This window comes from Flavobacterium lipolyticum, assembly GCF_020905335.1.
In the GTDB taxonomy this organism is placed as follows: Bacteria; Bacteroidota; Bacteroidia; order Flavobacteriales; family Flavobacteriaceae; genus Flavobacterium; species Flavobacterium lipolyticum.
Genome location: NZ_JAJJMN010000002.1, coordinates 1071300 through 1088054 on the forward strand (window position 1 = coordinate 1071300; position 16755 = coordinate 1088054).

At 36.2% G+C, this 16755-nt stretch carries 13 protein-coding genes; 2 read left to right on the plus strand and 11 right to left on the minus strand.

Annotated features, from left to right (window positions below):
• Positions 1-41: 41 nt before the first annotated feature.
• From LNQ34_RS23590 to aspA, 7 genes are all read right to left on the minus strand, one after another.
• Positions 42-1145, minus strand: coding sequence for an RHS repeat-associated core domain-containing protein (locus LNQ34_RS23590; RefSeq protein ID WP_346432369.1), 1104 nt, complete (start codon positions 1143-1145; stop codon positions 42-44).
• A gap of 144 nt (positions 1146-1289) precedes the next feature.
• On the minus strand, positions 1290-1577 hold the full coding sequence (locus LNQ34_RS21050) for a hypothetical protein (RefSeq protein ID WP_230001136.1): 288 nt from the start codon (positions 1575-1577) through the stop codon (positions 1290-1292).
• An 8-nt stretch (positions 1578-1585) separates the two neighbouring features.
• Positions 1586-2605, minus strand: coding sequence for an RHS repeat domain-containing protein (locus LNQ34_RS23595; protein ID WP_346432370.1), 1020 nt, complete (start codon positions 2603-2605; stop codon positions 1586-1588).
• A 222-nt stretch (positions 2606-2827) separates the two neighbouring features.
• A complete protein-coding gene (locus tag LNQ34_RS21060; RefSeq protein ID WP_230001137.1) occupies positions 2828-3322 on the minus strand; it encodes a hypothetical protein in 495 nt (164 codons plus the stop codon).
• Complete coding sequence (locus LNQ34_RS23600; protein WP_346432371.1) at positions 3306-4298, minus strand: RHS repeat domain-containing protein; 993 nt, start codon at positions 4296-4298, stop codon at positions 3306-3308. Before LNQ34_RS23600 ends, LNQ34_RS21060 begins: the two co-directional genes overlap by 17 nt.
• Before the next feature lie 537 nt (positions 4299-4835).
• Entirely contained in the window at positions 4836-8393 is a 3558-nt protein-coding gene (locus LNQ34_RS21070; protein ID WP_230001138.1) for a DUF6443 domain-containing protein, read from the minus strand.
• 487 nt (positions 8394-8880) lie between these two features.
• Positions 8881-10290, minus strand: a complete 1410-nt coding sequence (gene aspA / locus LNQ34_RS21075) for an aspartate ammonia-lyase (RefSeq protein ID WP_017497071.1) — start codon at positions 10288-10290, stop codon at positions 8881-8883.
• 335 nt (positions 10291-10625) lie between these two features.
• Here aspA and LNQ34_RS21080 point away from each other — a divergent pair, with 335 nt between their 5' ends.
• On the plus strand, positions 10626-11204 hold the full coding sequence (locus tag LNQ34_RS21080; RefSeq protein WP_230001139.1) for a pentapeptide repeat-containing protein: 579 nt from the start codon (positions 10626-10628) through the stop codon (positions 11202-11204).
• Positions 11205-11448: 244 nt separating this feature from the next.
• Here LNQ34_RS21080 and LNQ34_RS21085 read toward each other — a convergent pair whose 3' ends face one another.
• The 4 genes from LNQ34_RS21085 to glyA form a co-directional block, all read right to left on the minus strand.
• Positions 11449-11946, minus strand: a complete 498-nt coding sequence (locus tag LNQ34_RS21085; protein WP_230001140.1) for a GNAT family N-acetyltransferase — start codon at positions 11944-11946, stop codon at positions 11449-11451.
• Positions 11947-11969: 23 nt separating this feature from the next.
• The gene (locus tag LNQ34_RS21090) at positions 11970-13010 is read right to left on the minus strand and encodes a GMP reductase (RefSeq protein ID WP_202703661.1); all 1041 of its coding nucleotides are present in this window, start codon (positions 13008-13010) and stop codon (positions 11970-11972) included.
• Positions 13011-13152: 142 nt separating this feature from the next.
• Positions 13153-13746 (minus strand): MiaE family protein, encoded by a 594-nt coding sequence (locus LNQ34_RS21095; protein ID WP_017497075.1) that lies wholly within the window; start codon positions 13744-13746, stop codon positions 13153-13155.
• 220 nt (positions 13747-13966) lie between these two features.
• Complete coding sequence (glyA, locus tag LNQ34_RS21100; RefSeq protein ID WP_202703660.1) at positions 13967-15241, minus strand: serine hydroxymethyltransferase; 1275 nt, start codon at positions 15239-15241, stop codon at positions 13967-13969.
• A 108-nt stretch (positions 15242-15349) separates the two neighbouring features.
• On the opposite strand from glyA, the gene fahA reads away from it, so the two are divergent.
• Complete coding sequence (gene fahA, locus LNQ34_RS21105) at positions 15350-16633, plus strand: fumarylacetoacetase (protein ID WP_202703659.1); 1284 nt, start codon at positions 15350-15352, stop codon at positions 16631-16633.
• Positions 16634-16755: the final 122 nt, after the last annotated feature.

A 16755-nucleotide genomic window follows, 5' to 3' on the forward strand; every position in this document is an offset into this window, starting at 1 on the left:
TACCATTTCGTACTAAATTTTATTTTTTCTTTATATTCCATCTAATTAAATATTACGTAGGTTCTTGTTTCTGTGGTTTTAGTAAATCCTCCATTCCCATCAGGACGATACACATCTCCTGTCGCTGATGTAGCCATGTATTTACTTTTAGTATTTGTATACGCATCTCTAGATTTCATATAACTATTTATAGTTCCTACTTGATTACCAACAACACTGAATGTTTTTACTCCTTCTTGTATCCTAACTTCTGTTTCAAGTATTGCACTATTTTGTTCTGTCGTTCCTTTGTTATCGGCAACATAATTAAATGTAAACATATCCTCTAAATTTCCACCTAACATTGAAGTAAGTGATGAAGCGTATTCTTTATACAATTCAGGACGTTCTGCTATTTTATCTGGTGTATGTCCTTCAAATAAATGTCCTATTCCCGTTGAATACATTCTTCCATTATCTTTCGAGTGAGCAAAACTATCTCCAAATCTATGTAATGCATATCCTTGTTGTCTTGCCGTTTTACCATTAAAATAACCTAACTCAGAATTTCTTCTTTCACCATCTCTATAACCACCAGTTAACGCATGCACATCTACCTGCCAATCCAAGAGCGTCCATGTATTTGTAGCTTTTACTATATCTCCACCTCTGTCCATTATTTCGTCTGGAATTTGAGCATAATAAGCTAACTCCCCAGCATTTGATTTTCCTGCTAACAAAGCCGCTAGATAAACAGTCCAATAATGTCCATCAACCTCGTAATTACCATTAGGGTCAACAAAAGTTAATGGATTATTAAACGCATATCTATAGGGAGTTATTGAGACTGCTTTTTCTGCCATTAGGTCAACATTCATCCAACGACCAATTGCAGGGTCATAATTACGTGCTCCATAATCATAAACGTTAAGCTGTAGCTCGTCTTGAAGCTCCTTGCCATTGTACTTATACTTATTACTAGTAGCAACATAATCATTATACCCCTTGTGTTTCAATCCAAAAGGATAATAATTATTCTCGTCAATAATTTCAAGAACCTGTGTAACTGGATTTTTAGTATAACTCAATCGTATGTTACCCAAATGATCTTTGTACTGGTAAATATACTTATAAGAACTTCCTGAAGGCTCTACATAACCTTCCACAGTTCGGGGCTTTTATATTCTTTATCGATTTTCTTTGCGTTCACGAGCGGGACGCTCGCGCCAGCGGGGGGTTTCTTGTTTTTATTGCTTTGTCGATTTCCTTTGCGTCACACGAAAGGATTCGTGCGGGAGCTGTGTAGCTGGCTATTCATTATTATTCATAACTGCCAAAACTTTGCCTTCGCCTAACCTACTTAAACCTTCGCCAAAGAAAAAAATATCATTAACTTTTAAGTTATCTACATTTGCAAAAGTGATATAAACTTCATCTATTTCTCCTGGAAGAAATATTCTTTTATTAATTAAATCTATTTTACCAGAATATCTACTGCTGCTACCTTTAAAATCAAACAATGGTCTGTAACCTGATTCAAAAGGTGTTTTTCTCCCATTCTCTTTATATAAATAAATTTGTGCTTTTATCTTTAACATAATAAACTTTAATTACCGATTGGACTTGAGTTTGAAGGTATAACTTTTTTAATATTTTGCAATTGTTCAGCAGGAACTGCTACTGCAGACATTCCATCTGCAGTAAAACTCGTTGTAGTTCCCATAACACTATTAGGAACTTTTGCCTCTATAATAGTATTGGGAATACCATCAAAACCATAATTTAATTTTCCAAACTGTGCTGCATTTTCTGCACTAGTTGCAAATAATTTTGATGTTTCATAACCTCCAGCAGTAGTTCTTAAGCCATTAGATGCGATATCTGATAATTCAGCATTAGAAACGGCTCTAAATAAACTTGTCGTTTTTCCTGCTGCAGACAATGCTTTTGTAGCCGCTCCCATTCCTTTAGCTCCTATAACTGCACCTGCAATCTCACCAATAACTTCTCCTCTTTGACTACCATTACCATTGACTAATTTGTTCCCTCCACTAACTACTCCGTTTAAAAGAGCATTACCAGCCCCAGTAGAGTTTGTCCCTAGTACTTTATCTAATGCGCTAGAGCCTTGCGACCCAACGGCAACCCATAAGGCCGCATTTCCAATTCCTTTGGCAATTTCTACTGGATGAGCAACAGAGTTTATTAAACCTTTTGCACTATGAACCAAACCTTGCGAAATACCCATAACATGAGCACTAACACCATTGGGGTTAGCCGCTTTATCAGCATTCATTACAGCTTGAAACCAAATACCTTCCAATCCTTCCAATTCTCGATGACTAATTACTTTATTTTCAGCAAAGTTATAAGGTGATTGATAGCTATATTTTTCAGCTAACGGGTCAATACACATAAATCTTCCAATAGCATAATCGTAATTTCGCCACTTGAAGCTATCCCAGTTCAGTGATAGCTCGTCCTGCAGTTCTTTTCCATTGAACTTATACTTATTACTAGCAGCTACATAATCATTATACCCCTTGTGTTTCAATCCAAAAGGATAATAATTATTCTTGTCAACAATATTAAGAACCTGAGTCACAGGATTTTTAGTATAACTCAATCGTATGTTACCTAAGTGATCTTTGTATTGATAGATATATTTATAAGAACTTCCTGAAGGCTCTTACATAACCTTCCACAGTTCGGGGCTTTTATATTCTTTATCGATTTTCTTTGCGTTCACGAGCGGGACGCTCGCGCCAGCGGGGGGAATTAAAATTTTATATTCTTTTTCAATTCGTTATATCGTTATTTTATAAAAACACCTAATCTGTAACATTACCTAATCGACTACAAAAACCTCTTTCGAGAATAAACAATCACTGGTTCTTAAGATCATTTTGTCTCGTGGTATATTCTTCTGTGGTTTCAAAAATTTATGATCGCGTATAACTATATTTAGCATTTGCTTACCTTTTTTTTCAAAAACAGCTTTAAACTCAAATTTACCTGTATTTAATGAATCAACATAGGATAACAAAGCATTATTGTCAACTTCTTTATAATTAGCAAGTTCTTTGTTTACACTAGTTGATAATACAAGTACTAAAAACCTGCTACTAGTTACAGTAGAATCAATATTACTCACATCATATTGAAGTTTACCATCAATAACTTTATTTACTTTTACTGTATCAGGAAAGCTACAAAATAAAATTTTACTTTTACTTAGATTGCTTTTTAAAGTTTCTGTTGAATTTTCTTCTTTCTTGTTATTACATGATGTTATAAGCAATACAGTAAATGCAAAGCTAATTATCTTAAAAATCCGTTCCATATTTTTTATTGAAATTTTCAATACGTTTCTGTTGTATATTTTTAGCCTCATTAGTTACTCTTGCAGAATCTTTTTTATTGACAATAGTATCTTTATTAAATTTAGTAGCTGATCTTGAACCGTTACCACTTGCGTCAAATGTCACCTTGGGTACTGATATTTGAACTTCACTATTTTCTGTTTTCATTGTTGGTTCAGATTTTACTTCATCTCCGCCATCTGGACTCTTTACAAAAGGATTACTGCCATCAGGGGCTACACCAGGTACCGTTGTAGGCGGGCCATAAACATCTGTTAATCCAACAACTACACTCATGTCAACTTGTTTTGTCTTTCTATCTCCTTGATCGGTTGTCATTCCACCTTGTTTTCCACCTTCCGTCGCAAAACTAACACCAAAACCAGATGCTTTTTGAGCTTTTTCAGCCTTTCCTATTTTAATATCAGGCGTTATTTTATCCAATATTGTACTAGCTTTCTGAGAAAGTATATTTCTAGTATTTGAAACAACAGTACTTACTTTATTTGAAACATAATTTTTAACTACTGATGTAGCTCTACTAATTAATCCCGTAATAGAATTATCTGGCCACATCCCAACAGGGTCAATAAAATAAACAGGATTATCCATAGCATAATTATAAGGCGACCATCTACGACCTTTCTCAGCGAGCGGGTCAATCTGCCAAAATCTTGGAGCATCGGGAGTATAAATTCTCGCTCCATAATCGTAAACATTAAGCCCTAATTCGTCCTGCAATTCTTTTCCATTGTACTTATACTTATTATTAGTAGCTACATAATCATTATACCCTGTATGTTTCAATCCAAAAGGATAATAATTATTTTCATCAATAATGGTAAGAACCTGAGTCACCGGATTTTTAGCATAACTTAATCGTATGTTCCCTAAGTGATCCTTGTACTGGTACACATATTTATAAGAACCTACGAAAGGCTCTACATAACCTTCCACAGTTTGGGGCTCTTTTATATTCTTTATCGATTTTCTTTGTGTTCACGAGCGGGACGCTCGCGCCAGCGGGGGAGCACTCCGTTATGGAATGGCTTTAAAAAGTAATGATTCATAATAATTTGACTTATGCAATATTCTCTAAATATAACAAGTAAATTGAAAAAATGAAATTGCAAACAATGAATAATATTATTCCAAAAAATATCCAACTGCCTTTTCTGTTTTTATCTATTGACAATTGGTCAAATTCTTTATTGAAATTTTTCCATTTACTATCATGTGTAAAAATTATGTGATTACAAATAGCAATGAAGACCGCTATAGATATATAAATCCCTTTAGAGAGGTTTAGAGCACTATCAATGTAAACGTTATAATAATTAAGCACAGACACTACAAACCAGAACTCTAAAGCGATTATTGCTAAAGATGCTTTAAAGTCAGTTAGAAATTTACCTCCCGATTTCTCTGATGTATAATCAATTAATGTATACATCTTGTAAAAAAAATAATAGTAAGCTTTTTTTAATAACATATTTAAAATTTTAAAGCAGAGTTATTCAAAAGTGAATGTCCTGTCATTTTTATTTCTTGATCCTCTGTTCTTTTTGCTGTATTTGCCGCTCCTTCAAATCCCCCTGGGTAGAAAACGTCAATACCTGTATAAACAGCTGAAGCAATAGCTCCAGGAGGCCCTCCCATTAATCCCCATGCTCCCATACCAGTATTAAGGCTTGCCTTAGCAGGATGGACTGCATTTGGTGATTTAGAATTTTTAGTCCATTCAATAACTCCATATGTATCTGTTGCTAAACCTATCCCAAAACCAATTCTCCCTAAACCTTTACCAATTTTGCCGAAATTATATGTTGTAATACTAGCACGACTTCCTCCAGCCCATGCACTTTGGTAATACCTTAAACTAAGTTGACTACCATTATAAACACCATTCGTAATTCGAAAAGAACCACTGATTTGTTCAATTCCTGTAGCTCCATAGCCTGCAAGCGCATTAACCTGTCCAATAGTAGACATTGTATTACTTGGCTCTGGAGCTGATACTAATGCTGATTCTTGAACTCCATCATTACTGAATTTTTCATTAGAACCTTCCTCTCCTTTGGTATAACTTATATGATTTTTTTTATCATTTATTGCAAAAGAACCATCATCATTTTTACTAATTGAACCTCTAATATTATGTTCACGTCTATAAGCTCTTGCTTCCTTCCTAGTTTCAAAGAGACCAGTAGGGTCTGTATACATGATTGGATTATCAAATCCAAATCTGTAAGGAGTTATTGCTGGAGCAAATTCTGCAAGTCTATCAATTCCAAAGAACCTACCTAATGCATTATCATATTCACGGAAGTCCATTGCTGTAATGTTAAGTCCAAGCTCATCTTGCAGCTCTTTTCCGTTATATTTATACTTATTACTAGTAGCAACATAATCATTATACCCCTTGTGTTTCAATCCAAAAGGATAATAATTATTCTCGTCAATTATGGTAAGAACTTGTGTTGCCAGGTTTTTCGTGTAACTTAATCGTATGTTGCCTAAGTGATCTTTGTACTGGTACACATATTTGTAAGAACCTGTGGAAGGCTCTACATAACCTTCAGCAGTTGGGAAAAACTTCAGAACTCCGGTATATCCTCTTCCTGCCCTTGTGCATTTGTTGGCCATACTTTCATATTGAAATCCTCCTAAATAGTCTGTAATGGTAGTGATGCAAGTGCCTTTATTAACCGTTTTACTTAGTTTTACGCCATTGGCATTGTAAATGTACTCAATATTTCCGGTGGTCGCAAAGGTAATTTTTAGAGGTAAATTCAAGTGGTTGTAAGTGATAGAAGTGATGTTTTTGTTTTTATCGGTAATCATATTTCCATTGGCATCATAGGTAAAATCATCCCCGGTTTTATTACCATCTATAAAACCTTCGTTGTCATTTCCGGCAGTACCGTCGATTACTTTGGTCAGTTGATTGGAGTTTTCATTTAAATAATCATAAGTCAAATCATCTGTTTGAAAAACAATAGACGGTGCATCACTGGTTCCATATCGCTGCAAAGATTTAATGTTTCCGTTTTTATCATAACTCAAACTTTCGTTATAGGCCCCTGAAATCGGAATAGCGTCATTGGGTTTACTGTAAATCGCACTGGTTAAACGATTCAGGTTGTCGTACTGATACCCATAGGAACGCTTGGTAAGATCGGTGTTGGTCTTCCAATAGGTCTCTGAAATGTTTCCGTTGTACAAAGCCTGAACCTGTGAGTTGCCCGGTTGTTTGTCATAGTTTATCTTAAAGGCAAACAGATCCACCGGGTCCGTATCTTGCTGTAGGTTTTCCACATTGTTGATTCCGGTAAGCCAGCCTCTAATGTTGTACCTATAATGTACTTTCTGCAAAGGGCTTGCTGTGTTGTTCCCTACATTTTTAACGATCAATTGTCCTAAGTCATCATAAGTGTTATCTGCCAAAAGTTCTACTGTTCCGCCATTGATTTGGTGGGTGTGCGTCAGCAAACGATCCTGCGGCGAATAGGTGTATTCTTCTCTTATGATGAGCTCGGTATCTCCTGAGGTACGTTTGTGTTTGGTGATGGTATAGAGTGACTTTCCAATAAAATCTAGTTTGCTGTCGGTATTGGTATAACCGCTTAAATAATTCTGAGTTCGAGTACTCACTGCTCTGGCTTTTCGATCGTAAAAGGTAGTGGTGGTTTCTCCTGATGTTTCTGAGGCAGTGGTTAAGGCTCTTGTCCAGTTTCCGGTTACCAGACCTTTGGCATTGTCTAAAACGGTCTGATCTTCAATAGTTGTAGGCTTAACAGCTGCATTAGGATAATTATAATTGTCGTAATAGGTAACGGTTAAAAGTTTAAATTTCGTTGGAGCAATGTTATTGCTGTAGTATACCGGTATATCGTCTATGGTTCCTGAACTTTGTTTCGTTTCAAATAAAACGGCAGCGGTATTTTGGGCATCCTGTAATGCCTTTCTGGTAGCTGAATTTGAGGTTTGACTGCTCCAGCCCGTATAAACAGGTCTGCTAAAGGCGTCGTATTTGGTAATGAGCCAGCCTTCGGCAGTTTCATCTTTAAAAGGTGAAAAAGCCGGTCCTGTGGCTACGGGACGATCGAGTTTGTCGTACACTATAAACTCCCATTGTTTTCCGGGCAGTTTTTTCTCGACCAGACGATTGCGGTAGTCGTATTTGTACTGGTAACACAATCCGTTTAGAATCTCGTCATTAACTGCACCCGATACTTTTGGGGGCAATACATAGGTCAGATTCCCATAAATATCGTAAACGTAGTACGTATCATGTGGATTGCCTGAATTGTAGGTTCTTTTTAAGATAACCTGCCCTTCGGTATTTTTAAATTCTACCGTCGAACCGGCACTTTCGCTTGGGGTTGCAGTTGTATTTTCATCGTGCGTAATCGTTTTATAGAGTCTTCCTTCCGCATAGGTTCCTGCATCAGTAAAACTAATGTCGTACAATCCTAAACCTGCGTCCCAAGTAGTATTGGCTTTGTAGAGTTTTACCGCATCCACATCGGTATTGGCCTGGTAATCGATTTTAATTTCATGGCCTTTGCCCATTTCCCACGAAGCTCCCGGAGCAGCTTGTTTTAAAACGCGGTTCAATGGTGATGGTTCAAATGCTTTTTGAGAGAAAGGATTTGAGGTATTATCGTATTCCGATTTACCATAAAAGATGGTTGCTGCACTTATAGCTGTTTTCGGGTCGATCATGGGGTAACTGTTGCTTCCATTGGCCACTGCATACGGCAGGTATTCTTTGACTTGCCGGCCAAAGTCATCATACTCCATAGGGGTTACAATGTCTTTGTCTCCTGTTCCCTGACCGATGGCAATGGTTTGTATCGGACGGCCTAATCCGTCAAAATAGGTTACAGTCTGACTCATTTCGTCCTTGGTAAGCGTGCTTAGATTTGCTGCTTTAACCGGTTTTTTAGGACTTAGGGTGTATATAAAGTTTTCATTGCTAAGCGTTTGGGCTTTTATACTCAAACTTGTTACTAATAACAGACAGATAATTGGCTTGTACTTTTCCATAAGCTGCTTTGGTTCAGTATTTTGTATATCTTAGGTTCTGTTACTAAACCCAGTATTCTTATTTGTAAGTTTTTTTCAGGTCTTACAGTATCCCGCTAAATTTTGATAGAAATTATGAAGATAAAACAAACAATCAGTGCTAAATTCAATAAGCGATAATATTGATGTAATAAATGGATCATAACATTACACATTTGTAAGTATAAAAAATAAGAACTGTATTAGGTAAAGCTTATGCTCTCAGAAAATGGAAATTTCTTTACCTATAATTTTAATCAAAAAAAAGCGCAACAATATTTGATCGTTGCGCATAACATAATTTCTATCGTTTGACGAACTTAAAAAGATTCCCTTAATCACTGTTATCGACAAATTAGAATTTGATCAAAAACAGGTCTTTCACATAAATCTTAACTTATAATTTTACCATAAAAAAAAGCCGACACTAAAAATAATGTCGGCTTTCTATAACTAGAGAGAAACTCTCCTATTTTGTAATGAATTTTGGGTTGATTAAATTATCCAATGAATAAATTTCGTCCCATTTTTCCTGAGTGATTAATTTTCTTTCAATCACGGCAATCTGATGTACACTTTTGTTCAATTTTAAAGCTTCACCCGCAATACTGGCACTTTCTTCATAACCTAAAATTGGGTTTAGCTGAGTCACGATTCCAATACTATTCATGACCATATTGTAACAGTGATCTTCATTTGCAGTGATTCCAATGATACATTTATCAATTAAGGTCTGAATTGCATTTGAAAGATAATCCAATGAAGTAAACATAGCAAAAGCAATTACCGGCTCCATCACATTCAATTGTAATTGTCCCGCTTCGGCTGCCATAGTTACAGTCAAATCCTGTCCGATTACATAAAAACAAGTCTGATTTACCACTTCCGGAATTACCGGGTTTACTTTCCCTGGCATGATAGAAGATCCCGGCTGACGTGCAGGCAGATTGATCTCGTTAAATCCTGTTCTTGGTCCTGAGCTCAACAATCTTAAATCGTTACAGATTTTAGAAATTTTAACGGCCGTTCTTTTCAATGTTCCCATGATTTGAACATAAGCTCCGGTATCTACGGTAGCTTCAATTAAATCAGGAGAAAGGGTTAACGGAATTCCAACTTCTTTTGCTAAGTAGTTTACGCAAATTTCAGGGTATCCTTCCGGTGCGTTTACTCTTGTTCCGATAGCTGTTGCTCCCATATTGATCTCCAAAACCAAACTCTGAGCATCTCTTAATCTTCTAACATCTTCTCCAATAGTGGTAGCATAAGAGTTAAACTCCTGCCCTAAAGTCATAGGAACAGCATCCTGCAATTGTGTTCTTCCCATTTTCAGAACACTTTTGAACTCTTCTCCTTTTGCAGCAAATGCTACTTCAAGACCTTCTAAAGTTTTAATAAAACTTTCTATTTTCAGATAAAGTGCAATTCTAAAAGCTGATGGATAGGCGTCATTAGTAGACTGAGAGCAGTTTACGTGGTTGTTTGGGTGTAAGAAGTTATAATCTCCTTTTTTATGTCCTAAATATTCTAAACCAATATTAGCGATTACTTCGTTAGCGTTCATGTTTACCGAAGTTCCGGCTCCACCCTGAATCAAATCGCTTACAAATTCCTGATCAAATTTACCAGCAATTACCTGATCACTTCCATAACAAATTGCTTCTGCTATTTTAGCATCTAATGCGCCACAATCTTTGTTAGCCAAAGCTGCCGCTTTTTTTACATAACCTAATGCTTTGATGAATAAAGGTTCTTTTGAAATAGGAATTCCTGTGATATTAAAATTCTCTACTGCTCTGAAGGTTTGGATACCATAATATAGATGATTTGGAATGTCTAATTCCCCTAAAAAATCATGCTCTTTTCTTGTTGATCCCATATAATTTAAATTATTACGTTTTAACTTTAAAAAACAGTGTAAATCTACATCAAATTACCCTCATAGGAAAATATTTCAAATCAAATACTGCTAAGATTTTCTTAAATTTTACCTCTAAAATTAAGTACTTAACATTTTAAGGGTCAAAAAATATCAAATTCACAAAAAACACCTCTAAACAGAGTTCCTTAACTGCATCAGGCAAAAGGTCTTAACCTCCTTTTCTATTCCGTCCGAAAGTCACCTTCGGGATCGAAAATTATCTTTATTTATCGTCTGCTAGTACTCGTATAATTAGTATCTTTTCGGTCTGAAAATTATCTTTAAAAATCAACTTGAAAAAAGAATCTCAATATTTCCTTGATAAAGAATACGATACCATTATCTATGGTAAAGAGGATGTCAATTTTAAAGATTTTGAATGTTGTGTTTTTAACAATTGTAATTTTTCTGCCTGTACCTTTTTAGCCGTTACTTTCATCGATTGTGTTTTCAACGATTGTATTTTCAGCGAAGCTAAAATTAACTATGTTGCCTTTCGAACCGCCACTTTTAATCGCTGCGAAATTAAAGACGTTAATTTTACCATGTGCGACAAACTGATCTTTGAAATTCATTTTTACGATTGCATTTTGGATTTTTCAAAATTTTACACTTTAAAGATCAAAGGAACCACTTTTACGAATTGTAGTTTAATTGCTGTAGATTTTATGGCTACCGACCTCACCAGCGTCCTGTTTGAGAATTGCGATTTGTATCGCTCTGAATTTAACAAAGCCATCGCCAATAAAGCCGATTTCAAAACCAGCTACAATTACACTATTGATCCCTCAAAAACTAAACTAAAAAAAGCAGTTTTTGCTTTGAATGAAGTAAAAGGATTGTTATTCAAGCACGATGTGATTGTGAGTTAAAGTGGTAGTTTTCTGTTTACAGTCTCAGTTCTCAGTCTCAGTTCTCAGTCTCAGTTCTCAGTCTCAGTTCTCAGTCTCAGTCTCAGTTCTCAGTCTCAGTTCTCAGTCTCAGTTCTCAGTCTCAGTTCTCAGTCTCAGTTTTCAGTCTCAGTTCACATCTAACAGTTCACATCTAACAGTTTACAGTTTACATTTTACAGTTCACAACTTACATCTCACTTCCAAAAGAATATATGGCTCAATTCTAGAACTTCTTCTCCATCACATAATCTTCCATCAAGTAACCGTTTCCAATATCAAGATCGGATTCTCCAACAATTTCAAAACCTATCTTTTTGTAAAAACCCAGAGCCGTATTAAATCGGTTCACATTTAGGGATAATGCCTGAGAATTGTGTACTGCCCCAAGCCTTTCAATTTCTTCAATCACTTTTTTACCAATTCCTTTTCCCTGAGTTTCCGGTAAAAGGTAAATTTTATGAATTTTGGTTGCTGCTTTTTCTTTATAATTGTGTTCAATTCCGATAAACCCTATAGTGGTCATCTCATCCTCAATCATATAAAACAACTGCTCTCTTTTTTCTAACTGATCAGCCAAAGCTTCATCAGAGTAAAAAAGATCCAACATATAATCTAATTGTTCTTTGGTTAAGATTTCACCGTATGTAATCGGCCATGTTATATGTACTATTTTTTGAATTTGTTTAATATCTCTAACTGTAGCTTCTGAAATTGCAATCATAATTCTATTTTAAAATGCTTTTATTATTTTGTAAAAACTTGATTTTCCTGTTCACTTACCCTAATAAAGGTAGTTCGTTTGGTAAGTTCCTTTAGACGCGAAGCCCCTACATAGGTACAAGTACTTCGTAAACCTCCCAAAATATCTAATATTGTATTTATAACCTCACCCTTAAAAGGTACCTGCACTGTTTTACCTTCACTTGCCCGGTACTCAGCCACTCCCCCAACATGTTTCTCCATAGCTGTTTTAGAACTCATTCCGTAAAACTGCTTGAATTTCTGTCCCTTTTTTTCAATCACTTCGCCGCCACTTTCTGTATGTCCTGCCAACATTCCGCCTAACATTACAAAATCCGATCCTGCACCAAATGCTTTTGCCACATCTCCCGGTGTCTTACAACCGCCATCACTAATAATATGTCCACCTAAACCGTGAGCAGCATCGGCACATTCAATAATAGCCGAAAGCTGTGGATACCCTACGCCTGTTTTTACACGGGTAGTACAAACAGAACCACCACCAATTCCTACTTTTACTATATCAGCACCAGCCAAAAGTAGTTCTTCAACCATTTCTCCCGTAACTACATTTCCAGCAATTATAACTTTGTCTGGATATTGTTTGCGAGTTTGCTTCAAAAACTGCACAAAATGTTCTGAGTAGCCATTTGCAACATCGATACAAATAAATTTAAGCAATGGATTCTCTGTAATAATCCGGCTTATTTTTTCAAAATCTTCTGTCCCTGTTCCCGTACTGATCGCAATATGATCATAAAAATCAGTTGTCTTATCTTTTAAAAACACCTTCCATTCTTGTGGAGAGTAGTGTTTATGAATGGCTGTAAAGAGTTTTTCTTTCGCTAAAACTCTGGCCATTTCAAAAGTTCCTACCGTATCCATATTCGCCGCCATAATTGGAACTCCGGACCAAGACGAAGTACTGTGCAAAAACTTAAAATCTTGTTTTAAAGAAACTTCAGATCTGCTTTTTAGCGTTGATCTCTTTGGACGAATCATTACATCTTTAAATCCCAGTTTTAAATCAGCTTCTATTCTCATACGTTTCCGTTTTAGTGGCTCTCAAATATAGTGAATTACGGATTGTGAATGGTGAAATATTAGATGTAAAATGTTAGATGTGAACTGAATACTAAATACCGCTCACTATAAACTATAAACTGTAAACTATAAACTACAAACGTTACCCGTGAATAGTTTCTCCTTTTCCGTAATTGGTAATAATTGATTCTTCGAAAGCCAGCCACTCTCTCCAGCGTTTTTCTACGTCAATTCCAACGCCGTACTTTCGGGCATAGGTGATAAAAGTAGTGTAATGTCCGGCTTCGCTTTCCATTAACTCTCTGTAAAAAACGGCCAGTTCTTCGTCCTGAATATTTTCAGAAAGCACCTTGAAACGCTCACAGCTTCTGGCCTCGATCATCGCAGAAAACAACAGTCTTTCAACCAGTCCGGAAACACGGCTTCCGTCTCCACTTTTCTTCATGTACTGATACAGTTCGTTTACGTAATCGTCTTTACGCTCACGTCCAAGCTTCAATCCTCTTTTAATGATAATGTTATGAACCTGCTCAAAATGATCGATTTCTTCTTTGGCTAACGCCAATAAATCCTGCACTAAATCCTGATGTTCAGAATTATTAGTAATAATCGTAATCGCATTTGTTGCTGCTTTCTGCTCGCACCAAGCGTGATCCGTCAGGATTTCTTCAATATTTTTCTCTACAATATTGACCCATCTTGGGTCTGTTGGCAGTTGTAATCTTAGTACGCCCATTTTTTGTTGTTATTTGTTTCAGGTTTCAAGTTTCTTTTGTTTCAGGTTTCTTTTGTTTCAGGTTTCAGGTTGCTTCCACAACTTAAAAGGTTTAACTTTCTATATTTTCCGCGGTAAAAAACATGAAACTTAATTACTCCCAGAACTAAAAAAAGTTTAAAGTTCTATACCTTTTACAGTACAAAACTTTAAACTTGAAACTTTTAAGCTTGAAACTTTATTAGTATACGAAAATTGGTCTTTCGCTCATCATTTCATTTACTTCATCTGCTACGGCTTCGATAACTGCTTCGTTTGTATGATCCACAAGCACTTTATCAATTAAAGCAACAATCGTTTCCATATCTTCTTCCACTAAACCACGAGTTGTGATTGCAGCTGTTCCGATACGGATTCCTGAAGTTACAAATGGTGATTTATCATCAAATGGAACCATGTTTTTATTTACTGTAATTTCTGCTTTTACTAATGCATTTTCAGCTTCTTTACCAGAAATACCTTTATTTCTTAAGTCGATAAGCATCATATGGTTATCTGTTCCGCCAGAAATAATGTTGTATCCTCTTTTTACGAAAGCATCAGCCATAGCGCTTGCATTTTTCTGCAATTGCATAGCATAAGTAAAGAAATCATCTTTAAGTGCTTCACCAAAAGCTACTGCTTTAGCTGCAATGATGTGCATTAAAGGTCCACCTTGATTTCCAGGGAAAACAGCAAGATCTAATAAAGAAGACATCATTCTGATTTCTCCTTTTGGAGTTTTTAAACCTTGTGGGTTTTCGAAATCTTTCCCCATCAAGATTAAACCTCCACGTGGTCCGCGTAATGTTTTATGAGTAGTTGTAGAAACAATATGACAATGTGGAATCGGGTCATTCATCAATCCTTTAGCGATAAGACCTGCAGGATGAGAAATATCAGCAAACAAGATAGCTCCTACGCTGTCTGCAATTTGTCTGAAACGTGCAAAATCCATATCACGTGAATAAGCCGAAGCTCCTGCAATGATTAATTTTGGTTGTTCTTTAGTGGCAATTTCCTGAATTTTATCATAGTCTAAACGACCAGTTTCAGCATCTACACCATAAAAAACAGGACGGTACAAACGACCTGAGAAATTTACAGGAGAACCGTGAGTTAAGTGACCTCCGTGAGATAAGTCGAAACCTAAAATAGTATCTCCAGGATTTAAACATGCATGGTAAACTGATGTATTAGCCTGAGATCCAGAGTGTGGTTGAACGTTTGCATATTCAGCTCCAAATAATTCTTTGGCTCTGTCAATGGCAATTTGCTCAATTACGTCTACTACTTCGCATCCTCCGTAGTATCTTTTGCCAGGGTAACCCTCGGCATATTTGTTAGTTAAAACAGAACCAGCTGCTTTCATTACCTCATCACTTACAAAATTTTCTGAAGCGATAAGTTCTAATCCGTGAATTTGTCTGTCCTTTTCTTCTAGTATAAGGTCAAAAATTTGTTCGTCTCGTTGCATTTTTTCGTTTTTCGTTAATTTCCTGCAAAAATACAAAAAAACGTTTGTCAAACTGTTAGATTATGATATATTTGACATAGAATTTTTCAACAAATAATTAACATTCACATGCCAATAACCGCTAACGATACTAAGAGAAAATCATGGTTAGAAGTACCTGAAAATAGTGATTTCCCTATTCAAAATATTCCATTCGGTATCTTTCTTACCAAAGAAAATGTTGTTACTGTAGGAACAAGAATTGGCGATTACGCTATAGACTTAGGGGCTCTACAACAATTAAACTACTTTGCAGGAATAGATCTGACTGATGATATGTTCATGCAGGACACTCTTAATGATTTCATTTCTTATGGAAAAATAACATGGAGATTAGTCCGTAACCGTATTGCTGATATTTTCGACGAAACCAATCCGCAATTAAGAGATTCAAAGAAAGACCGCGATATTGTTATTTTCAATATTGATGATGTCGAAATGCAATTACCAGTTTTAATTGGTGATTATACGGATTTCTATTCCAGTAAAGAACACGCAACGAACGTTGGAAAAATGTTCCGTGATCCTGAAAACGCTTTATTGCCAAACTGGTTACACATTCCGGTAGGATACCACGGAAGAAGTTCTACCATAGTTCCGTCAGGAATTCCGGTACACCGCCCGATGGGACAAACTTTGCCTGCAGGACATGATACCCCGGTATTTGGAGCATCCCGTTTAGTAGACTTTGAATTAGAAACCGCTTTCATTACTACAGATGTAAATGTAATGGGCGAAAACATTTCAACTTACGAAGCAGAGGACTATATTTTCGGAATGGTTTTATTAAACGATTGGAGCGCACGTGACATTCAAAAGTGGGAATATGTACCACTTGGACCATTTTTAGCTAAGAACTTTGCTTCTTCAATCTCTCCATGGATTATTACAATGGATGCTTTAGAACCTTTTAGAACTAAAGGCCCTAAACAAGATCCTACTCCGCTTCCCTATTTACAAACAAAGGGCAAAAAAGCGTACGATATTCATTTAGAGGTTGCTTTAAAACCTGAAAATCAAGAAGAAACCGTACTTTCAAGATCAAACTTCAAATACATGTACTGGTCTATGGCACAGCAGTTAACACATCATACATCCAACGGATGTCGTGTAAACTCTGGTGATATGATGGGTTCAGGAACTATTTCCGGCCCAACTGAAGACAGCTTTGGCTCGATGTTAGAACTAACCTGGGGAGGAAAAAACCCAATAGCCTTAAATGGTGGTGGTGAGCGTAAATTTATAGAAGATGGTGACACAGTAATCATCAGAGGTTTCTGCGAAAGCAATGAAGTACGTATTGGCTTTGGAGAAGTTTCAAGCCAATTATTACCTCCTTTTGTGAGACAATGAAGAGATCCTGCCGTATCGGAAGATATATAAGCAAAAAAACCTTGTTAGCTGACTAACAAGGTTTTTTTTATTCTTTTTGCCACAGATTAAAGGATTAAAAACTGATTTTTTATAATCTGCGA

Bases quoted from the DNA above. Each gene is read 5' to 3' on its own strand.
- LNQ34_RS21050 (WP_230001136.1), bottom strand. From the start codon at position 1,577: ATGTTAAAGATAAAAGCACAAATTTATTTATATAAAGAGAATGGGAGA.
- LNQ34_RS21060 (WP_230001137.1), bottom strand. From the start codon at position 3,322: ATGGAACGGATTTTTAAGATAATTAGCTTTGCATTTACTGTATTGCTT.
- LNQ34_RS21070 (WP_230001138.1), bottom strand. From the start codon at position 8,393: ATGGAAAAGTACAAGCCAATTATCTGTCTGTTATTAGTAACAAGTTTG.
- aspA (WP_017497071.1), bottom strand. From the start codon at position 10,290: ATGGGATCAACAAGAAAAGAGCATGATTTTTTAGGGGAATTAGACATT.
- LNQ34_RS21085 (WP_230001140.1), bottom strand. From the start codon at position 11,946: ATGATTGCAATTTCAGAAGCTACAGTTAGAGATATTAAACAAATTCAA.
- LNQ34_RS21090 (WP_202703661.1), bottom strand. From the start codon at position 13,010: ATGAGAATAGAAGCTGATTTAAAACTGGGATTTAAAGATGTAATGATT.
- LNQ34_RS21095 (WP_017497075.1), bottom strand. From the start codon at position 13,746: ATGGGCGTACTAAGATTACAACTGCCAACAGACCCAAGATGGGTCAAT.
- glyA (WP_202703660.1), bottom strand. From the start codon at position 15,241: ATGCAACGAGACGAACAAATTTTTGACCTTATACTAGAAGAAAAGGAC.
- fahA (WP_202703659.1), top strand. From the start codon at position 15,350: ATGCCAATAACCGCTAACGATACTAAGAGAAAATCATGGTTAGAAGTA.